The organism is Streptomyces sp. NPDC007808, from assembly GCF_042868655.1.
Taxonomy (GTDB): Bacteria; Actinomycetota; Actinomycetes; order Streptomycetales; family Streptomycetaceae; genus Streptomyces.
The window spans coordinates 24,208-41,667 of the sequence record NZ_JBIAEQ010000016.1 but is presented as its reverse complement, the minus strand read 5'-3'; the positions used below and the strand labels follow the sequence as shown (position 1 = coordinate 41,667).

The 17,460-nt window shown below is 70.9% G+C and carries 10 protein-coding genes; 6 read left to right on the top strand and 4 right to left on the bottom strand.

Annotation, left to right across the window (positions count from 1 at the left end):
- Positions 1 to 181 precede the first annotated feature (181 nt).
- A complete protein-coding gene (locus tag ACFYNL_RS39185) occupies positions 182 to 733 on the bottom strand; it encodes a hypothetical protein (protein ID WP_388812917.1) in 552 nt (183 codons plus the stop codon).
- A 212-nt stretch (positions 734 to 945) separates the two neighbouring features.
- On the opposite strand from ACFYNL_RS39185, the gene ACFYNL_RS39180 reads away from it, so the two are divergent.
- Complete coding sequence (locus ACFYNL_RS39180; RefSeq protein ID WP_388812914.1) at positions 946 to 2,625, top strand: glycosyltransferase family 2 protein; 1,680 nt, start codon at positions 946 to 948, stop codon at positions 2,623 to 2,625.
- A gap of 63 nt (positions 2,626 to 2,688) precedes the next feature.
- A complete protein-coding gene (gene galE, locus ACFYNL_RS39175; RefSeq protein ID WP_388812912.1) occupies positions 2,689 to 3,669 on the top strand; it encodes a UDP-glucose 4-epimerase GalE in 981 nt (326 codons plus the stop codon).
- Positions 3,670 to 3,809: 140 nt separating this feature from the next.
- Here galE and ACFYNL_RS39170 read toward each other — a convergent pair whose 3' ends face one another.
- On the bottom strand, positions 3,810 to 4,448 hold the full coding sequence (locus ACFYNL_RS39170; RefSeq protein WP_388812909.1) for a TetR/AcrR family transcriptional regulator: 639 nt from the start codon (positions 4,446 to 4,448) through the stop codon (positions 3,810 to 3,812).
- Positions 4,449 to 4,767: 319 nt separating this feature from the next.
- Here ACFYNL_RS39170 and ACFYNL_RS39165 point away from each other — a divergent pair, with 319 nt between their 5' ends.
- The 4 genes from ACFYNL_RS39165 (at position 4,768) to ACFYNL_RS39150 (ending at position 10,661) form a co-directional block, all read left to right on the top strand.
- Entirely contained in the window at positions 4,768 to 5,706 is a 939-nt protein-coding gene (locus tag ACFYNL_RS39165; RefSeq protein WP_388812906.1) for an ABC transporter permease, read from the top strand.
- Positions 5,707 to 5,758: 52 nt separating this feature from the next.
- Entirely contained in the window at positions 5,759 to 6,649 is an 891-nt protein-coding gene (locus ACFYNL_RS39160; RefSeq protein ID WP_388812930.1) for an ABC transporter ATP-binding protein, read from the top strand.
- Positions 6,650 to 6,774: 125 nt separating this feature from the next.
- Positions 6,775 to 9,003: a CDP-glycerol glycerophosphotransferase family protein gene (locus ACFYNL_RS39155; protein WP_388812927.1), complete on the top strand. Its 2,229-nt coding sequence runs from the start codon at positions 6,775 to 6,777 to the stop codon at positions 9,001 to 9,003.
- Positions 9,000 to 10,661, top strand: a complete 1,662-nt coding sequence (locus ACFYNL_RS39150) for a glycosyltransferase family 2 protein (protein ID WP_388812903.1) — start codon at positions 9,000 to 9,002, stop codon at positions 10,659 to 10,661. Before ACFYNL_RS39155 ends, ACFYNL_RS39150 begins: the two co-directional genes overlap by 4 nt.
- Positions 10,662 to 10,710: 49 nt before the next feature.
- Here ACFYNL_RS39150 and ACFYNL_RS39145 read toward each other — a convergent pair whose 3' ends face one another.
- Together ACFYNL_RS39145 and ACFYNL_RS39140 are read right to left on the bottom strand one after the other, a co-directional pair.
- A complete protein-coding gene (locus tag ACFYNL_RS39145) occupies positions 10,711 to 12,183 on the bottom strand; it encodes a hypothetical protein (protein WP_388812925.1) in 1,473 nt (490 codons plus the stop codon).
- A gap of 144 nt (positions 12,184 to 12,327) precedes the next feature.
- Positions 12,328 to 17,265: an NAD-glutamate dehydrogenase gene (locus ACFYNL_RS39140; protein ID WP_388812900.1), complete on the bottom strand. Its 4,938-nt coding sequence runs from the start codon at positions 17,263 to 17,265 to the stop codon at positions 12,328 to 12,330.
- Positions 17,266 to 17,460: the final 195 nt, after the last annotated feature.

Here is a 17,460-nt window from a genome sequence, read left to right as displayed (position 1 = left end):
CGACTGGCTGGACTGGTACAACTACCACCGACCCCACACCGGCATCAGCGGCCAAACACCAGCCAGCCGCGTCACCAACCTGTCCGGTCAGCACACCTAGGGCCGCTTCAGGCAGCAATCACCCTGTCGCCGACGGCGCGGAGGTGCTGTCGTCGGCACGGCGGTTTCGCCCCGGTGGCGGTCACGCGCCGGATCCCTCACTTCCTGGCCTTTGCCCGGTAGCGGAGGCCACCCCTGCGACTGTCCATGTCGCCATGGCCCACAGGGAGAGCGCAGAAGCGAGGCCCACCACGAGGCGAACGGTCTCGTGCGGGCCGTTCGCGAGCCAGACGGCCATGCCCGCCGCGCCGGAAGCGACCAACAGGGCCGCCGGTATGCGCAGGCGGGGCTGCTCGAACACCGCAGCCAGCGGCAGGAAATGGAGCCCGACGACGACCGCGACCAACGGGGGAACAAGCACCGGCACCCCGGCGTGACGGCAGACCGCGACGATGGCGATGATCAGCAGCCACTGGAGCCCGTTGATCTGGTTGAACCGCCGACGTCGGGCAACCGGGAGTGGCCCCCCTGCCGACGAGGGAAGGAAACGGCGCGCGGCGAGCATCAGCCCCACCGTGACGGCACAGCCACTTACCAGCAGGGCCTGCCGCATCACCCCGTCGAATGCGCTCGAACCCAGCAGCCACCAGCCGAGCCCGAACAACGCGAGGAACCCCACCCCTGACTTGAACATGATCGAAACCCTAGGCCCAAGAGCAGCCCGCCGGGCCCAGGATTCTCCACTTGGCCCGGGCCCTCTTTCGCCGACGCCCGCATCCACCTGGCGGCGGCTGATCGATCTCAGTAGTCACATCAGGTGATGTTTAGGGATAGTAAGCAGTACTCGTTCCGCAATGCCCATCAGCATCCTTTATGAGGCATTCATACGACTTACGATCACCTGTGATGAACCGCCCCCGTATCGCGCCCGCCCCGCAAGCCGTCGTCGCCGTCGTCGTCATCGGCTACAACGACGCCGCCCATGTGACGACCGCCGTGCGCTCGGCGCTGGCCCAGGGCCCCGCCGTCCGGGAGGTCATCGCCGTCGACGACTGCTCGACGGACGGCAGCGCGGAACTGCTCACCCGACTCGCGACGACCGAACCACTCCTGACGGTGGTCGAACGCCGGGTCAACAGCGGCGGCTGCGGCAGCCCACGCAACACCGGGCTCGACCGGGTGACGTCGCCGTACGTGATGTTCCTGGACAGCGATGACGTCCTCCCACCGGGCGCGGTGGACACGCTGCTCGCGGCGGCGACCCGGGCGGACGCCGCGGTGGCCGGCGGGCTGTGCGTGCGCCGGGAGCTGCCCGGGGGGCGCGAAGTGCCGTGGCAGGGGCCCCTCTACTCCGCGCACGCCGTGATCGAGCACCCCGCACAACGCCCACGCCTGGTGCACGACACGCTCTGCGTCAACAAGCTCTACCGCACGGACTTCCTTCGCGAACACGGCATCCGCTTCCCCGAAGGCCGCTTTCCCTACGAGGACTTCGTCTTCACCGCGCGCGTGCTCGCCGCCGGCCCACGCATCGCCCTCGTCCCGGACCTGGTGTACGTCTGGCACGTGCGCCGCTCGGCGGACCGGCTCTCGATCTCCCTGGACCGCGCCGACGTCTCCAACTGGCGGGCGCGCACCGAGGCGAGCCGGCAGGCGTACGAGATCCTGCTGGGCGCCGGGCGCAAGGAACTGGCGCGGGCGGCACGGGCCAAGTTCCTGGACCACGAACTGCGCATGTACGCGCGCGAGCTGGGGCTTCACGACCCGCAGTACCAGCGTGCCTGGTGGGCGCACACGCGGGCGCACCTCGCCGCGTACGACGCGTCCGACTGGACGCAGAACCCCACCGCGCCCGGCCGCCTCATCGGCCGCGTCGTCCTGGCCTCCCCCGAACCCCGCGACCTGCCCCGCCTCAGGGACCTCGCCTCCCGCCCGGCCCGCCTCCTGCCGCCCTACGCCCGGACCGCCGACGGCACGCCCGTCTGGTCGCCCACGCTGCCCCAGGTGACCTTGGAGCCCCTTCTGACCCGACCCGTCCATCTCCTCCCCTTGGCCGTGCACGCCGAACTGCGTCCACGCGCGCGTGCCGCCCGCCTCCGGCTGTGCCTGCACGAGCTGTACGGGCGGGTGGCACAGGCCGCCCCGGAGGCACTGGAGGTGGAGTGGCGGTGCCGGGAGACGGGGCAGCCGGCGGGTCCGCCAACGACGGTGGGGCTCACGTACTCGGCAGAGGGTGTGCGGTCGGCGGAGGGGATGTGGTCGGCGGAGGTGACCGTCGACTGGAGCCTTTTCGAGGGCCCCCAGGAACCGGGGCCTTCAACGCCGTCCGGGACCGCGGCGCGCACCTGGGACCTGCGACTGCGGGTGCTCTTCCGAGACGGCGCATCCCGTGAGGTGACGGCGCACGCGCTCACCGGCGCGGGTCTGCTGCACCGCCGCGCCGTGCTCGGCGCCCGCCACACCCTGTTGCTCGTGCAGCCGTACGCCACGCACTCCGGAGCTCTGTCGCTGCGAGCGGCACCGGGCCTACGGGGAGTCGCGTCCGTGCTCGGCGTCCGGCTCCGCCGACTGCTTCACTGTCCCTGAGACCGACCGCGAAACCGACCCGACCACGCAGGACACAGGCCACTGACGAGGGGACCGCCGCACATGACCTGGCTGATCACCGGCGGCGCCGGTTACATCGGAGCGCACGTCGTCCGGGCGATGACCGAGGCCGGCGAGCAAGCCGTGGTGTACGACGACCTGTCCACCGGCATCGCCGAGCGCGTGCCCGACGGTGTGCCGCTGGTCATCGGCTCGACCCTGGACGGCGAACGCGTCGCCCGCGCCCTGGCCGAGCACCGCGTCACGGGTGTCGTGCACCTCGCGGCGAAGAAGCAGGTCGGCGAGTCGGTGGAACTCCCGCTGCACTACTACCGCGAGAACGTCGAGGGCCTGCGGGTTCTGCTGGAGGCCGTGACGTCGGCGGACGTCCCGTCCTTCGTCTTCTCCTCCTCGGCAGCGGTCTACGGCATGCCGGACGTTGACCTGGTGACGGAGGAGACGCCGTGCGCGCCCATGTCGCCGTACGGCGAGACGAAGCTGGCCGGCGAGTGGCTGGTCCGCGCGACGGGGCGCGCCACTGGTATGTCCACGGCGTCGCTGCGCTACTTCAACGTGGCGGGTGCGGCCACTCCGGAGCTCGCGGACGTCGGCGTCTTCAACCTCATCCCGATGGTCTTCGAGAGGCTGACGGAGAACGCGCCCCCGCGCATCTTCGGCGACGACTACCCGACCCCCGACGGCACGTGCATCCGCGACTACATCCACGTGGTCGACCTGGCCGAGGCCCATGTGGCCGCGGCCCGCGCGCTGCAGGCCTCCCCCGGCCACGCTCTCACCCTCAACATCGGCCGCGGCGAGGGCGTTTCGGTCCGCGAGATGGTCGACCTCATCAACGCCGTCACCGGCTACGACCGCCCCCCGACCATCACCCCGCGCCGCCCCGGCGACCCGGCCCGCGTGGTGGCCTCCGCCGACCGCATCGCCACGGAACTGGGCTGGAAGGCCAAGCACGACATGCAGGACATGATCACGTCGGCGTGGGAGGGGTGGGTGCGGTTGCATCCGGGGGCGGCGCGCAGTTGAGGGCGGGAGCGCGCAGTTACCCGGCGCAGCGCGGCGCTCAGGCGGAGGACCTGGCGGAGCTGGCCGGGCGGCTGGGCGCGTGAGCAGAGCCCGTCGTTCGGATCACTCCAAACTCGCGGGCTGACACGCGCGCGGCCCGCTCACAGCGCCTTCAACGCCGCCGTCGTGGCCCTGGCCAGGGCGTCCAGATAGCCCTTGGGCAGCTTGGGGGCGCGAGCCACCACCATCCGCCAGTACAAAGGGCCCGAGATCAGGTCGAGTGCCAGCTCGTCATCGAAGCCCATGCGTACCTCGCCGCGCCGCTCCGCCTCGATGAGGATCTTGTTCGCCACCCCTTCCTGGCCCTGCTCCAGCGCCTTCTGCAGCGCCTCCGCGATCTCGGGATTGCGGGCCGCCTCAGCCTGGAGGTCGGGGATGATCTGGGAGACCACGGGGTGGCGCAGGGCCCGCGAGGTCACCTCGTACAGCATCCGGAGGTCGCCCTCCAAGGTCCCCGTGTTCGGTGTGGGCAGGCCCATGACCGCGACCGCCGACACCACGTCGAGCACCAGGTGCAGCTTGGAACGCCAGCGCCGGTACACCGCGGTCTTGCCGACGCCCGCACGGCGCGCGATGCCCTCTATCGACATCCGCGCGTAGCCGACCGCCGCCAGCTCCTCGAAGACGGCCGCCCGGATGGCCTCCGTCACGTCCTCACGGAGTACGGCTGCGCCGGCGGGGGGACGACGGCGCAAGCGCGCCTGGGGCTGGTCGGGGTTGGTGGTCATGCGGGCCAGCATAGGGCGTAGCGACGAAACGGACCCGTCCTCACGCAGCGGTTTCACTCCTACGGGGGCGTGCCGACGAGACGTTCTCGCCCCGCGGCGCAGGTCGCGACGCAACCGTCCCGTTGCCACGTGACTCGTCACGTCGATTCGAGGCGGTTGCGTCCCCACGCGCGCCACCGTCGCCGTCACGACGAAACGGTTGCGTTCCGACGCCAAGTCGTCCTACGCTCGCGTTGCGACGGTACGGTCCCGTCCCGACGTAAGAGTCCGTGAAGAAGCACATAAGAGCCACGTCGCAGCACCCCCCTCCACCCGAACGAAAGCAGCGGATGTGACCCAGGCCCTCCACACACCGCCCCCGCCGCCCCCCACCCCCGTCAAGGCCGCCACCCCACCCGAAGCCGACCTCGCGGCACTCGCCGCCCGTCACGGCCTCGCGGTCAGCGGCGCCCGCCCCTCGCTGCCGGAGTACGTCCGCCAGTTGTGGGCGCGCCGGCACTTCATCGGCGCGTTCTCCACGGCGAAGCTCACGGCCCAGTACAGCCAGGCGAAGCTCGGCCAGATCTGGCAGGTGCTGACGCCGTTGCTGAACGCGGCGGTGTACTACTTCATCTTCGGCGAGCTGATGGGCACGAGCCGTGGCGTGCCGGACTACATCCCGTTCCTGGTGACGGGCGTGTTCGTCTGGACGTTCACGCAGACCTCGATCATGGCGGGCACCCGCGCGATCTCAGGCAACCTCGGTCTGGTCCGGGCGCTGCACTTCCCGAGGGCCGCACTGCCGATCTCCTTCGCGCTGCAGCAGCTCCAGCAGCTGCTGTTCTCCATGGCGGCCCTCGTGGTGATCCTGCTCTGCTTCGGCATCCCGGTCTCCGCGTCCTGGCTGCTGGCGGTCCCGGCGCTGGTGCTGCAGGCCGTCTTCAACACGGGCGTCGCGATGGTCATGGCCCGGATGGGCGCGAAGACCCCGGACATCGCCCAGTTGATGCCGTTCGTGCTGCGCACGTGGATGTACGCGTCGGGCGTGATGTTCAGCATCAGCCACATGACCAGCAAGCACACGGACTGGCCGTCCTGGGTGACGTCGATCCTCCAGGCCAACCCCGCCGCCGTGTACATCGACCTGATGCGCTTCGCACTCATCGACAGCTTCCACGCGGAGCAGCTCCCGACGCACGTGTGGGCGATCGCGACGGGCTGGGCCCTGCTCGCCGGCGTCGGTGGCTTCATCTACTTCTGGAAGGCTGAGGAGACCTACGGCCGTGGCTGACAACACCACCGGGAACACCACCGGGACCATGGGCGAGAGCACCACCGGAACCATGGGCGAGATGGGCGAGAGCACGCGCGAGAACGCCGGCGGCAAGACCCCGACCGTCATCGCCGACCGCGTCGACATCGTCTACCGGGTCAACGGCACGGGCGCCGGCCGCGGCTCCGCGACCGCCGCGCTCAACCGCATCCTGCGTCGCGGTCAGGCCGAGAAGGCGGCCGGTGTGCGCAAGGTGCACGCGGTCAAGAAGGTGTCCTTCGTCGCGTACCGCGGCGAGGCCATCGGCCTCATCGGCACCAACGGTTCCGGCAAGTCGACGCTGCTCAAGGCGGTCGCCGGGCTCCTCCCGGTCGAGAACGGCCGTATCTACACCGACGGCCAGCCCTCCCTCCTCGGTGTGAACGCGGCCCTGATGAACGACCTCACCGGCGAGCGCAACGTCCATCTCGGCGGCCTGGCCATGGGCATGTCCCGCGAGCAGATCCGCGACCGCTACCAGGAGATCGTCGACTTCTCCGGCATCAACGAGAAGGGCGACTTCATCACCCTCCCCATGCGCACCTACTCCTCCGGCATGGCGGCCCGCCTGCGGTTCTCCATCGCGGCAGCCAAGGACCACGACGTCCTGCTGATCGACGAGGCGCTGGCGACGGGTGACCGTTCGTTCCAGAAGCGCTCCGAGGCCCGAATCCGCGAGCTGCGCAAGCACGCGGGCACGGTGTTCCTGGTGAGCCACAACAACAAGTCGATCCGCGACACCTGTGACCGCGTCCTGTGGCTGGAGCGCGGCGAGCTGCGCATGGACGGGCCGACGGACGAGGTCCTGAAGGAGTACGAGGCGTTCACGGGCGACAAGACGGCCAACCCGAAGCCCAAGCCGAAACCGAAGCCCCAGCCCCAGCCCCAGCCCCAGCCCCAAGCGACGCCGATTCCCTCGTGAGGCGCAACTGCGGGTCACCCTTTCATCCCATTGGTGCCACTATGTTCTAGGCCAGGTCCAAGCCGGGCAGAGCGTCCCCGGTGCGATGACGAGGTGAAGGAGAGGCCGCGATGCCCGACCCCGCGATGCCCGAGCTCAGCGTCGTCGTCCACGGGCCGAACACCCAGGACCGCCTGACCGGACTCCTCGCCTCGCTGGCCGCGCACCCGCACACCGGCGTCGAGGTGATCGTGGCGGCGGTCGGTGCCTGGGCCCAGGAGACGGCCCGGGCGTACGCGCCCGAGATGCTGGTGCTGCCGCTGCCGGACGGGACGGACGACGCCGCGGCACGGTCGGCGGGGGCGGCCCGGGCCACCGGCCGCTGGCTGCACTTCGTGCACGCCAAGGACGGCCTGCCGGTCGGCGCCCCGCGCATGGTCGCCGAACGGGTCGCGGATCTGCCGGGCGAGGTGGACGTCCTCCTGTTCGACCATGTCCGCTCCACCTGGGAGACCGCGGCCCTCCCCTCCGACGACGGCCCCCGCCTGGCCCGCGCCGGCCGAGCCGCCCACCCCCTGGACGCCCTCGCCCGCACCGCGCTGCGGGTCACCCCGATCCTGGGCAACCGGGCGCTGCGCACCACCTTCTGGCGGGCGCACGAAGCCGAACTCACCACCCCCGACGAGCCCTTCGCGGCCTACGCCGCCCTCCTCCTCGCCGACCACATCGCAGCCCTGAACCAGGTGGCGTACGACCGCCACGAGCTGCGCCCCGAGAGCCTTCCGCCCGTCACCCCCGAGGAGCACCGCGCCCTCGTCGACCGCTACGAAGCGCTCCTCGCCCTCGCCCGCGACCGTGCCACCGCCACCCCCGCCGCCCCCTCCACCGGTCCCGCTCCCCACACCGTCCTGTACGACGTCATGGTCCGCGACTGCCTGCGCACCTTCGCCCGCACGACCATGCCGGACGCCGCGGCCAGGGAGTTCTTCCGCCGGGCATCGCAAGCGGCGGTACGGCATCGCCCGCCCGAGTACCGGCGCCCGGCCGGGCCCGAGGGCATCCGCCGGGCCCTCCTGGAGGAGAACGCGTACACCAGGTACCGCGCCTTCCAGGCCGCCAACCGCGCCCGCCGCGCCACGAAGGCGGCCGTACGCGCCCGGGGGCGCCAGGTCGGCGCCGCGCTCGGTGATCACCACTACCGCAAGGCACTGTCCCGCCCGGTCGATCCCGCTCTGGCCGTCTTCGCGGCGTACTGGAACCGCGGAGTGGCCTGCAACCCGGCGGCGATCGCGGCCAAGCTCACCGAACTCGCCCCGCAGATCCACCCGGTGTGGGTGGTGGCGCCGGAGAACGCGTCCCTCCTGCCGCCCCACACGGACCACGTGATCCCCGGCACCCGCCGCTACCGCGAGGTCATGGCGACGGCGAAGTACCTGGTCAACAACGTCAACTTCCCCAACGCGATCGTGAAGCGCCCGGACGCGGTCCACCTCCAGACCCACCACGGCACCCCGCTCAAGCGGATGGGTGTGGACCAGATGGAGTTCCCGGCCGCCGCCAAGGGCCTCGACTTCCAGGCCCTCCTCGCCCGGATCGACAGATGGGACTACAGCGTCTCCGCGAACAGCCACTCCACCCGTATGTGGGAACGCGCGTACCCCTCCCGTTTCGTCTCCCTCGACTACGGCTATCCACGCAACGACGTGTTCTACTCGGCCACCGCCGCCGACATCCGCGCCGTCCGGGACCGCCTGGGCATCCCGCCGACGCACCGCGCGATCCTCTACGCCCCCACCCACCGCGACTACGAGGCCGGCTGGACCCCCCGCCTCGATCTCGCCACCCTCGCCGACCAACTCGGTGAGGACACGGTCCTGCTGATCCGCGGCCACTACTTCTACGACGGCACACCGTCCCCGCTGACCGCGCTGCGCCGCACCGGCCGGGTCATCGACGTCTCCGCCTACGACCCGGTCGAGGACCTGTCCCTGGCCGCGGACGCGCTGGTCACGGACTACTCGTCCATCATGTTCGACTACGCCAACCTCGACCGCCCGATCGTCGTGTACGCCGACGACTGGGAGACCTACCGCTCCACCCGCGGCGTCTACTTCGACCTGATGGCCGAACCTCCGGGCCAGGTGGCCCGCAGCCAGCGGGAACTGACGGAGATCCTCACCACCGAGGCCTGGCGCGACGAGGGCGCGGCGAAGGCGCGGGCCGCCTTCCGGCGCCGTTTCTGCGAGTTCGACGACGGACACGCCGCCGAGCGGGTGGTACGCCGTGTGTTCCTGGGCGAGAGCGAGGACGCCCTGCCGCCGGTGGTCCCGCTGGAGCGACGCACTCCGGCGCCGAGCCCGAGGGAGGCCGTATGACCGCGGACGTCACGGTGACGGTCATCGTCTACAACGACGCCGAACGCCTGCCCCGGGCCGTGGAGTCGGTGCGCCGGCAGACCCACGCCGACATCGAGATCATCATCAGCGACGACCACTCGACGGACAGGACGCCCGAGGTGGCACGCGCGTTGGCGTCCCGGGACCCCCGCATCCGCTACCTGCGCCTGCCGGAGAACAGCGGTGGGTGCAGCGCTCCGCGCAACCGGGCCCTGGAGATCGCCGGGGCGCCGTACGTCATGTTCCTGGACAGCGACGACGAACTCGCGGACGACGCCGTGGAACTGCTGCTGGCGGCCCATCGGGACCGGGAGATCGACTTCGCGATGGGCGCGGTGGTGCGGATCCGGGAGGACAGCGGCCGCCGTACGAAGTGGATGCCGCACCTGGTCGCCGAGCGCCGCACGGTGCTGGGCATCGAGTCCGAGCCGCGGCTGCTGTTCGAGCACCTGTCGACGAGCAAGATGTACGCCCGTGCCTTCCTGGACCGCCACGACCTGCGGTTCCCCGAGGGGATCCACTACGAGGACCAGCTGTTCACGACGCAGGCGTACTGTCTGGCCAAGGAGTTCACGATCGTCCCGGAGCCGGTGTACCGCTGGTACGTCGCGCCCCACGCGGCCGTGGAAGCGGCGTCGATCTCCAACCAGCGCCACCGGCTGGACAACGTCCGCGACCGCGTCCACGTCCAGCGCCTCATCGACGACTTCCTCGTCGAGAGCGGGCACGGAGCGCTGCGCGAGGACAAGGACTACAAGTTCCTCAAGCACGACTTCCGGATGTACGCGGGGGACCTGCCGTACCGGGACGACACCTGGCTGACGTCCTTCGCGGACATCGTGACCCCGTACCTCGACACCCTCTCCCCCGCCGCCTACGCCCGACTGCCCCGTACGGAACGGGTGGTCCTGCAGCTGGTCCGCGAACGCCGGTTCTCCGACGCCCGGCTGGCGGCGCGGGGCCTGGGCCGCGCGGTGGCGCCGAGGCAGGTGACACCGGACGGGTCCGGGCACACCTTCTGGGGCGACGGCATCCCGGCAACCGACTGGGCGCGCCGTGAACTGGAACTGTCCGACCTGGAGTTGGACACCCGGCCGTTCCGCAGCGCCCAGTTCCGTCACGAGATCACGGAACTCACCCGCGGCCCCGGCGCCTCGATCGACCTTACGATCCGCACCTACGATCCCGGGCTGCGCCTGCCCGTCGGCCCCCACCGCGCCGGCCTCCTCCTCACACCGGGACGACGCCGTCTCACGGTGCCCTTCCGGCTGTCCCCGGTCAGCCCCGGCATCTTCGAGGGCCAGGTCCACCTGGACCTGACCTCGGCACCCGTCCCCCACCACGGCTTCGCGGGCGTGCGCCACCCGTTGCTCCGCCTCGAACACCAGGGCCTGCGCCATACGGCCGTGCTCCTGGCCCCCCTGTCCTTCCCGTCGCTGACGACCCGCATCGGCTACCACTCGGGCACGGCCCCCCATCGCGTGACCATCGAACCGGAGGGCCGCGGCCCGGGCCGCCTCCAGATCCGCTGGCAACCCCTGGGCCTGACGGCGAAGGTGCTCCACCCCCTGGCCCGCCGCCTGGCCCGCCCACGGGTGAAGCGGGTGGTGCGCCTGGTGAGAAGCGCCCTTCGCTAGGACCTGCCGTGCCGCTCATGCCGACCTGATCCGAACGACACGCCCTGCCTCACCGCACCACCTGGTACAGCGCCTGCCCACCCGGCCCGAAGGCCACCACCCGCAACCCCGGATCCCGCACCCCGCCCCGGTCCACGACCCACCGCACCCCGTACGTCTCCACGATCGCCCGCCGCACGCCCGCCGGCGTCCCCGCCGCGAAGTACCGTCGCACGGCGGCCTCCCGCGGCGCCTCGTCCGGCAGGAAGAAGTCGGGATACCCGGGCGCCACGGTGTACGCCCCGTACGCCGGGAGCTGCCGTGCCGGAAAGGTCCGCGCCATGACCACGTCCCCGTACTTCACCCACGGTGTGACCCAGTGGTACCCCACCCACGGCTCCCGGTACTTCGCCGCGACCGCCTCCGGCAACGCGCCCCGCGGGACGACGTACCCGACCGTCCCGATCTGCGTCCACGCCCCCACGGCCAACGCCCCGGCCAGTAGCCCGGCCCACACCTGCCGCCGGGCCCGCCACCCCTCGACCACCTCCAACGCGGCGGCGACCTGCGCGGGAATCACCACCGCGGGCAACGCTCTGCCCCACGAGTAGTGCCCGCTCACCCAGCCCAGCACCACGACCGCCGTCCCCAGCACGAAGAACAGCACCAACGGATCCCGCCGGTCCCGCCACCAGCGCAGCGCCAGGGCCGCCACCCCCAGCAGGACCAGCCAGTACCGCCCCACCAAATCCCGGTACAGCGCCCGATGCACCGACTCCAGGTCGCCGCCCGCTCCGACCAGCGCGAAGAAGTCGTAGTACGGCCACGCCCACAGGACCACCACCCCCGCCAGTACGGCCACCGCCGACGCACCTGCCGGCCGCGGCCGCGCCGCACGGGCGGGCCGCGCGGCGACCACCGTGGCCAGGGCCCCCAGGGTGGCCACCACTCCCGAGAACTGATGGCACAGCAGCACCACCGCCCACAGGGCCCCGAGCCCGACCCACACACCCCACCCGGCCACCGCCCGCACCGCGGCCGCCAGCCAGGCCCAGAGGTGAAAGGCCAGCCCCAGCGCGAGGACACTGGGATACGACACCGTCAACGCCAGCGAGTTCAACCCGAGGAACCCGCTCCACGCGAACGGCGAGGTTCCCCACAGGAACACCAGGCACAACACGGCCACCGCCGGCGCGACCCGACGGGCGCTCAGCGTCCGCACGTACCGCCACACCCCGCTGACGAGCAGCGCGAGTCCGACCACCGCGCCGACGCGCAGTACGACGAAGACCGACGCCCCGGTCGCCCGGGCCAGGCACCCGAGCACCAGCATCCACGGCGAGTAGTACGGACTCGGGGTGTCCGCGTCGACCAGCGGATTGCCGGGGTCGGCCGGATCGTGCCGCAGGCGCTCGACGGTCGCCGCGTGCATACCGAGGTCACCGGCCCATGGCAGTCGGACGATCACCAGGAGCATCAGCAGGACGACCAGGGCCGCGCAGAGCAGCGGAACCACCGTCGTCCTCCGCAGCGCGGCCCGCATCGTGCTCACCCGAGCACTGTAATTCCCGTTTTGTCCCGAACGCGCGAGCGCCCCGGGCTGTCTCCAGCCCGGGGCGCCCTGCTCCGCGTACGGCCTACGAGCGATGTCCAGGCGCACTGCCTGCACACTGCCCGCGCATACCGCCTACGAGTGCTGCCGCAGCAGCGTCCGCATCGTCCGCATCGCGACCGACAGGTTGGCCAGGTCGAAGGCCTCCGACCCCTGGATCTCCTCCAGGGTCGTCCGCGCCCGCCCCAGGATCGCCGCGTTCTTCTCCTCCCACGCCTTGAAGCGCTGCTCGGGCGTCGCGCTGCCGTTGCCGGCCGCCAGGACGTCCAAGGTGAGGGCCGCGTGGGCGGCGTAGAGGTCCTCACGGATGGAGGCACGGGCCATGGACTGCCAGCGGTCGGCGCGGGGCAGCTCGCTGATGCGGTCCATGAGCTGCGTGATGCGCAGCCGGTCGGCGAGGTCGTAGTAGACCTCGGCGACGTCCATCGCGTCCTTGCCCATGCGATCGGCCACCGAGACGATGTCCAGCGTCGGGAAGGCCGAGGAGAAACCGGCCACCCGGGTGGCCAGCTCGGTGGTGACGCCGGCGCCGGTCAGCTCGTCGTAGATCTGCTGGTACCACTCCAGGTCCGCGCCCTTGAGCAGCTTCGGCAGCTGCGACCAGACCTGCTCGACGCGGTCGGCGAAGAAGTCGACGGTGTCGGCGAGCGCCAGTGGCTGCGGCCGGTTGTTGAGCAGCCAGCGCGTGCCGCGTTCGACGAGGCGCCGGGAGTGCAGCCGGATCCGGGTCTGGACGTCCGCCTCGACCTTGTTGTCGAGCGTCTCCACGCCGTCCCACACGGCCGCCGAGCGGAAGATCGCGCGGGCCACGGTCTGCGCCCGGACGATCTCCTCCAGCGAGGCGCCGGTCTCCTCGCGCAGCCGGTGCAGATACGTCGTACCGCCCGTGTTGACCGTGTCGTTGACCAGCACGGTCGTGGTGATCTCACGGCGCAGCGGGTGGCTGACGAGGTGCTCCGGGAACTGCTCGCGCAGCGCGGACGGGAAGTACGCGTGCAGCAGGGTGCTCAGGTACGGGTCGTCGGGCAGCGAGGTGTGCAGCAGCTCCTCGGCGACCGTGATCTTCGTGTACGCCATCAGGACGGCCGTCTCCGGCCCGGTCAGGCCGTGGCCGGCGGCGAGGCGCTCGCGGATCTGCCGGTCGGTGGGCAGGAACTCCAGCGCCCGGTCCAGGTGACCCTCCCTGACCAGGTGCTTCATGAAGCGCTGCTGGGCGTGGAGCATGGCACCGGACTGCGCGAGGGCGTTGGCGATCGCCGTGTTCTGGGCGTAGTTGTTGCGCAGCACCAGCCGCCCGACCTCGTCGGTCATCTCGGCGAGCAGCTTGTTGCGCTGCTTGACGGTCATGTCGCCGTCCGCGACCAGGCCGTTGAGCAGGATCTTGATGTTCACCTCGTGGTCGGAGGTGTCCACGCCCGCGCTGTTGTCGATGGCATCGGTGTTGATCCGGCCGCCGTGCAGCGCGAACTCGATCCGGCCGAGCTGGGTCAGGCCCAGGTTGCCGCCCTCGCCGACGACCTTGACGCGCAGGTCGGCACCGTCGACGCGGATCGGGTCGTTCGCCTTGTCGCCGACGTCCGCGTGGGACTCGGTCGACGCCTTCACGTACGTACCGATGCCGCCGTTCCACAGCAGGTCCACCGGCGACTGCAGGATGGCCTTCATCAGCTCGGCCGGCGTCATCTTGGTGACCTTGCCCTCGATGCCGAGGGCCTCGCGGATGTGCGCGTTGACCGGGATGGCCTTGGCGCTGCGCGGGAAGACGCCGCCGCCTGCCGACAGCAGCTCGGTGTTGTAGTCCTCCCAGCTGGAGCGCGGCAGCTCGAACAGGCGGCGGCGCTCGGCGTAGGAGGTGGCCGCGTCCGGGTTCGGGTCGATGAAGATGTGCCGGTGGTCGAAGGCGGCGACCAGGCGGATGTGCTCGCTGAGCAGCATGCCGTTGCCGAAGACGTCACCGGACATGTCGCCGATGCCGACGACCGTGAAGTCCTCGCTCTGCGTGTCCACGCCCATGTCGCGGAAGTGCCGCTTGACGGACTCCCAGGCGCCGCGGGCGGTGATGCCCATGCCCTTGTGGTCGTAGCCGGCCGAGCCGCCGGAGGCGAAGGCGTCGCCGAGCCAGAAGTTGTACTGCTCGGCGACCCCGTTGGCGATGTCGGAGAAGGTCGCGGTGCCCTTGTCGGCGGCGACGACGAGGTAGGTGTCGTCCTCGTCGTGGCGGACGACGTCCCGCGGCGGGACGACTTCGCCGGCGACCATGTTGTCGGTGATGTCGAGCAGCGCCGAGATGAACGTCTTGTACGAGGCCACGCCCTCGGCGAGCCACGCGTCCCGGTCCACGCCCGGGTCCGGCAGCTGCTTGGCGACGAAGCCGCCCTTGGCGCCGACCGGCACGATGACGGTGTTCTTCACCATCTGCGCCTTGACCAGGCCGAGGATCTCGGTGCGGAAGTCCTCACGCCGGTCGGACCAGCGCAGTCCGCCGCGCGCGACCTTGCCGAAGCGCAGGTGCACGCCCTCGACACGCGGCGAGTAGACCCAGATCTCGTACGCGGGGCGGGGTGCCGGCAGGTCGGGGATGGCCTGCGGGTCGAACTTCATGGAGACGTACTCGTGCGGCCGGCCGTCGGCCGCCTCCTGGAAGAAGTTCGTGCGCAGGGTCGCCTTGATGACGGTGAGGAAGGACCTGAGGATCCGGTCCTCGTCGAGGCTGGCGACCTGGTCGAGCGCCGCGTCGACCTCTTCCAGCAGGGCGTCCACGATCTCGCGCCCCGCGCGCTGCCGGTCGGGCGACATCCGCGCCTCGAACAGGGAGACGAGGAGGCGGGTGGTGTGGACGTTGTTGCGGAGGGTGTCCTCCATGTAGTCCTGCGAGAAGGTGGAGCCCGCCTGCCGCAGGTACTTGGCGTAGGCGCGCAGCACCATGGCCTGCCGCCAGGTCAGCCCGGCGCCCAGCACGAGCGCGTTGAAGCCGTCGTTCTCCGCCTTGCCGGTCCAGGTCGCGGCGAAGGCCTCCGAGAACCGCTCGCGCGCGTCGTCGCCGAGGTAGTCGCCGGCGCCGCCCGTCGGCTTGGGGATGCGCAGGCCGAAGTCGTAGATCCAGGCGACGCTGCGGTCGGAGCAGCGCAGCTCGTAGGGACGCTCGTCGACGACCTCGACGCCGAGCCTGCTGAGGACCGGCAGCACCGCGGACAGGGAGACCGCCGCGCCCTTGCGGTAGATCTTGAACCGGCGCTCCTCGGGGGCGGCGCCGACCGGCTCGTACAGGCTCAGCGAGAAGTTGTTCTCCTCGGTGAGCTCTTCCAGGTGGACGAGGTCGGAGACCGCGGAGCGGGGGCTGTGGTCGGCCTTGTAGCCCTCGGGGAAGGCGTTGTGGTAGCGGCGCAGCAGCTCGGCGGCGCGCTCCTCGCCGAGTTCGGCGTTCAGCGCGTCGGCGAAGCCGTCGGCCCAGGAACGCGCGGCCTCGACGAGGCGGGCCTCGATGCGCTCCTTGTCGGAGTCGGACAGCTGCGGCAGCTCGGTGCCCTGCGGGACGCGGACGACGAAGTGCAGCCGGGAGAGGATCGACTCGGTGTTCCAGGCCGTGAAGTCGACGCTGGTGCCGCCGAGCTCCTCCTTCAGGATGTCGATGATCCGCAGCCGCACGCCGGTGGTGTAGCGGTCACGGGGGAGGTAGACGAGCGCGGAGTAGTAGCGGCCGTACTCGTCCTGCCGCAGGTAGAGCCGCAGGCGGCGGCGTTCCTGCAGGTACAGGACGGAGGTGGCGATCTGCTGGAGCTCGGGGACGGGGGTCTGGAAGAGCTCGTCGCGCGGGTACGTCTCCAGGATCTGGAGCAGGTCGCGCCCGTCGTGGCTGTGGGGCGAGAACCCGGCGACCTCCAGCACCTCCTCCACCTTGCGCCGGATGACCGGGACGCGCCGGACGGACTCGGTGTAGGCGGCGGACGAGAACAGGCCCAGGAAGCGCCGCTCGCCGACGACCTCGCCGTTCCCGTCGAACTTCTTGACGCCGACGTAGTCGAGGTACGACGGCCGGTGCACGGTCGCCCGGCTGTTCGCCTTGGTGAGGATGAGGAGCTTGTGCTCGCGTGCCTTGGCACGGGCGTCGGCGGGCAGCCGTTCGAAGGACGGGCTGACCGGGTGGTTCTCGTCCTCGGCGTGGTGCGGGTCGGAGCGCAGGATGCCGAGTCCGGTGCCCGGCACGGCGGCCAGCGAGTCGTCGCCGCGCAGTTCGTACTCGCGGTAGCCGAGGAAGGTGAAGTGGTCGTCGGCCAGCCAGCGCAGCAGCTCGCGGGCCTCTTCGATCTCCTGCTCGCGCAGGTCGGACGTGGGCTCCCGCGGCAGTTCGTCGGCCATGCGCAGGGCCGCGTCCCGCATCTTGCTCCAGTCCTCGACGGACTCACGGACGTCGGACAGCACGCGCAGCAGGTCGGCGGTGATCTGCTTGAGGTCCGCCCGGTCGGTCTCACGGTCGATCTCGACGTGGATCCAGGACTCGGCGTGCGTGTCGTGCGGCAGATCACCGGCGGGCGGCGCGGGGAGCACCTCGACCAGCTTGCCGGTGAGGTCGCGGCGGACGAAGACCTGCGGGTGGATGACCACATGGATCCCCCGCCCCTGCCGGGTCAGCTCGTTGGTGACGGAGTCCACCAGGAAGGGCATGTCGTCGGTGACGACCTCGACGACCGAGTGGCTGCAGGTCCAGCCGTTCTCCTCCACGGTGGGCGTGTGCACCCGCACGTTGGCCGTGCCCTGCGGGCGGTTCTCGGCCAGTCGGTAGTGCGAGAAGGCGGCTCCGAAGATGTCGACCGGGTCGCGGTCGGTGAGGTCCTCCGGTGCGGTGTGCAGGTAGTAGCGCTGGAGGAACGCGAGCACGGTGTCGTGGTCCGGGGTGCCGGGCGCGCTCTCGTCCGTCTTCCCGGTCGGTAGGTACCCCCCGACCGGGCTGTTCTCAGCTACCCGGGCGGCCCTCTCGAGCAGCTCGGCCTTGGCTTCGTCCAGCTTGGTCTGCATTGTCCTCTGGCTCCTGTCGCGCGCCGTTGCGTGACGTTGATGGAAGTGCGGTCTCTTCCTCGCGGACGTGACGCCGCGACGCGGGGTGTCCGGTCTGCTTCGACGCTATGCCGCGAGGGGAGATGAGCGGGGGTATATGAGCCAATCTTGAGCTGCCCACGGGGTGTGACGCCGCTCTCCGCGACGCTGGGGCAC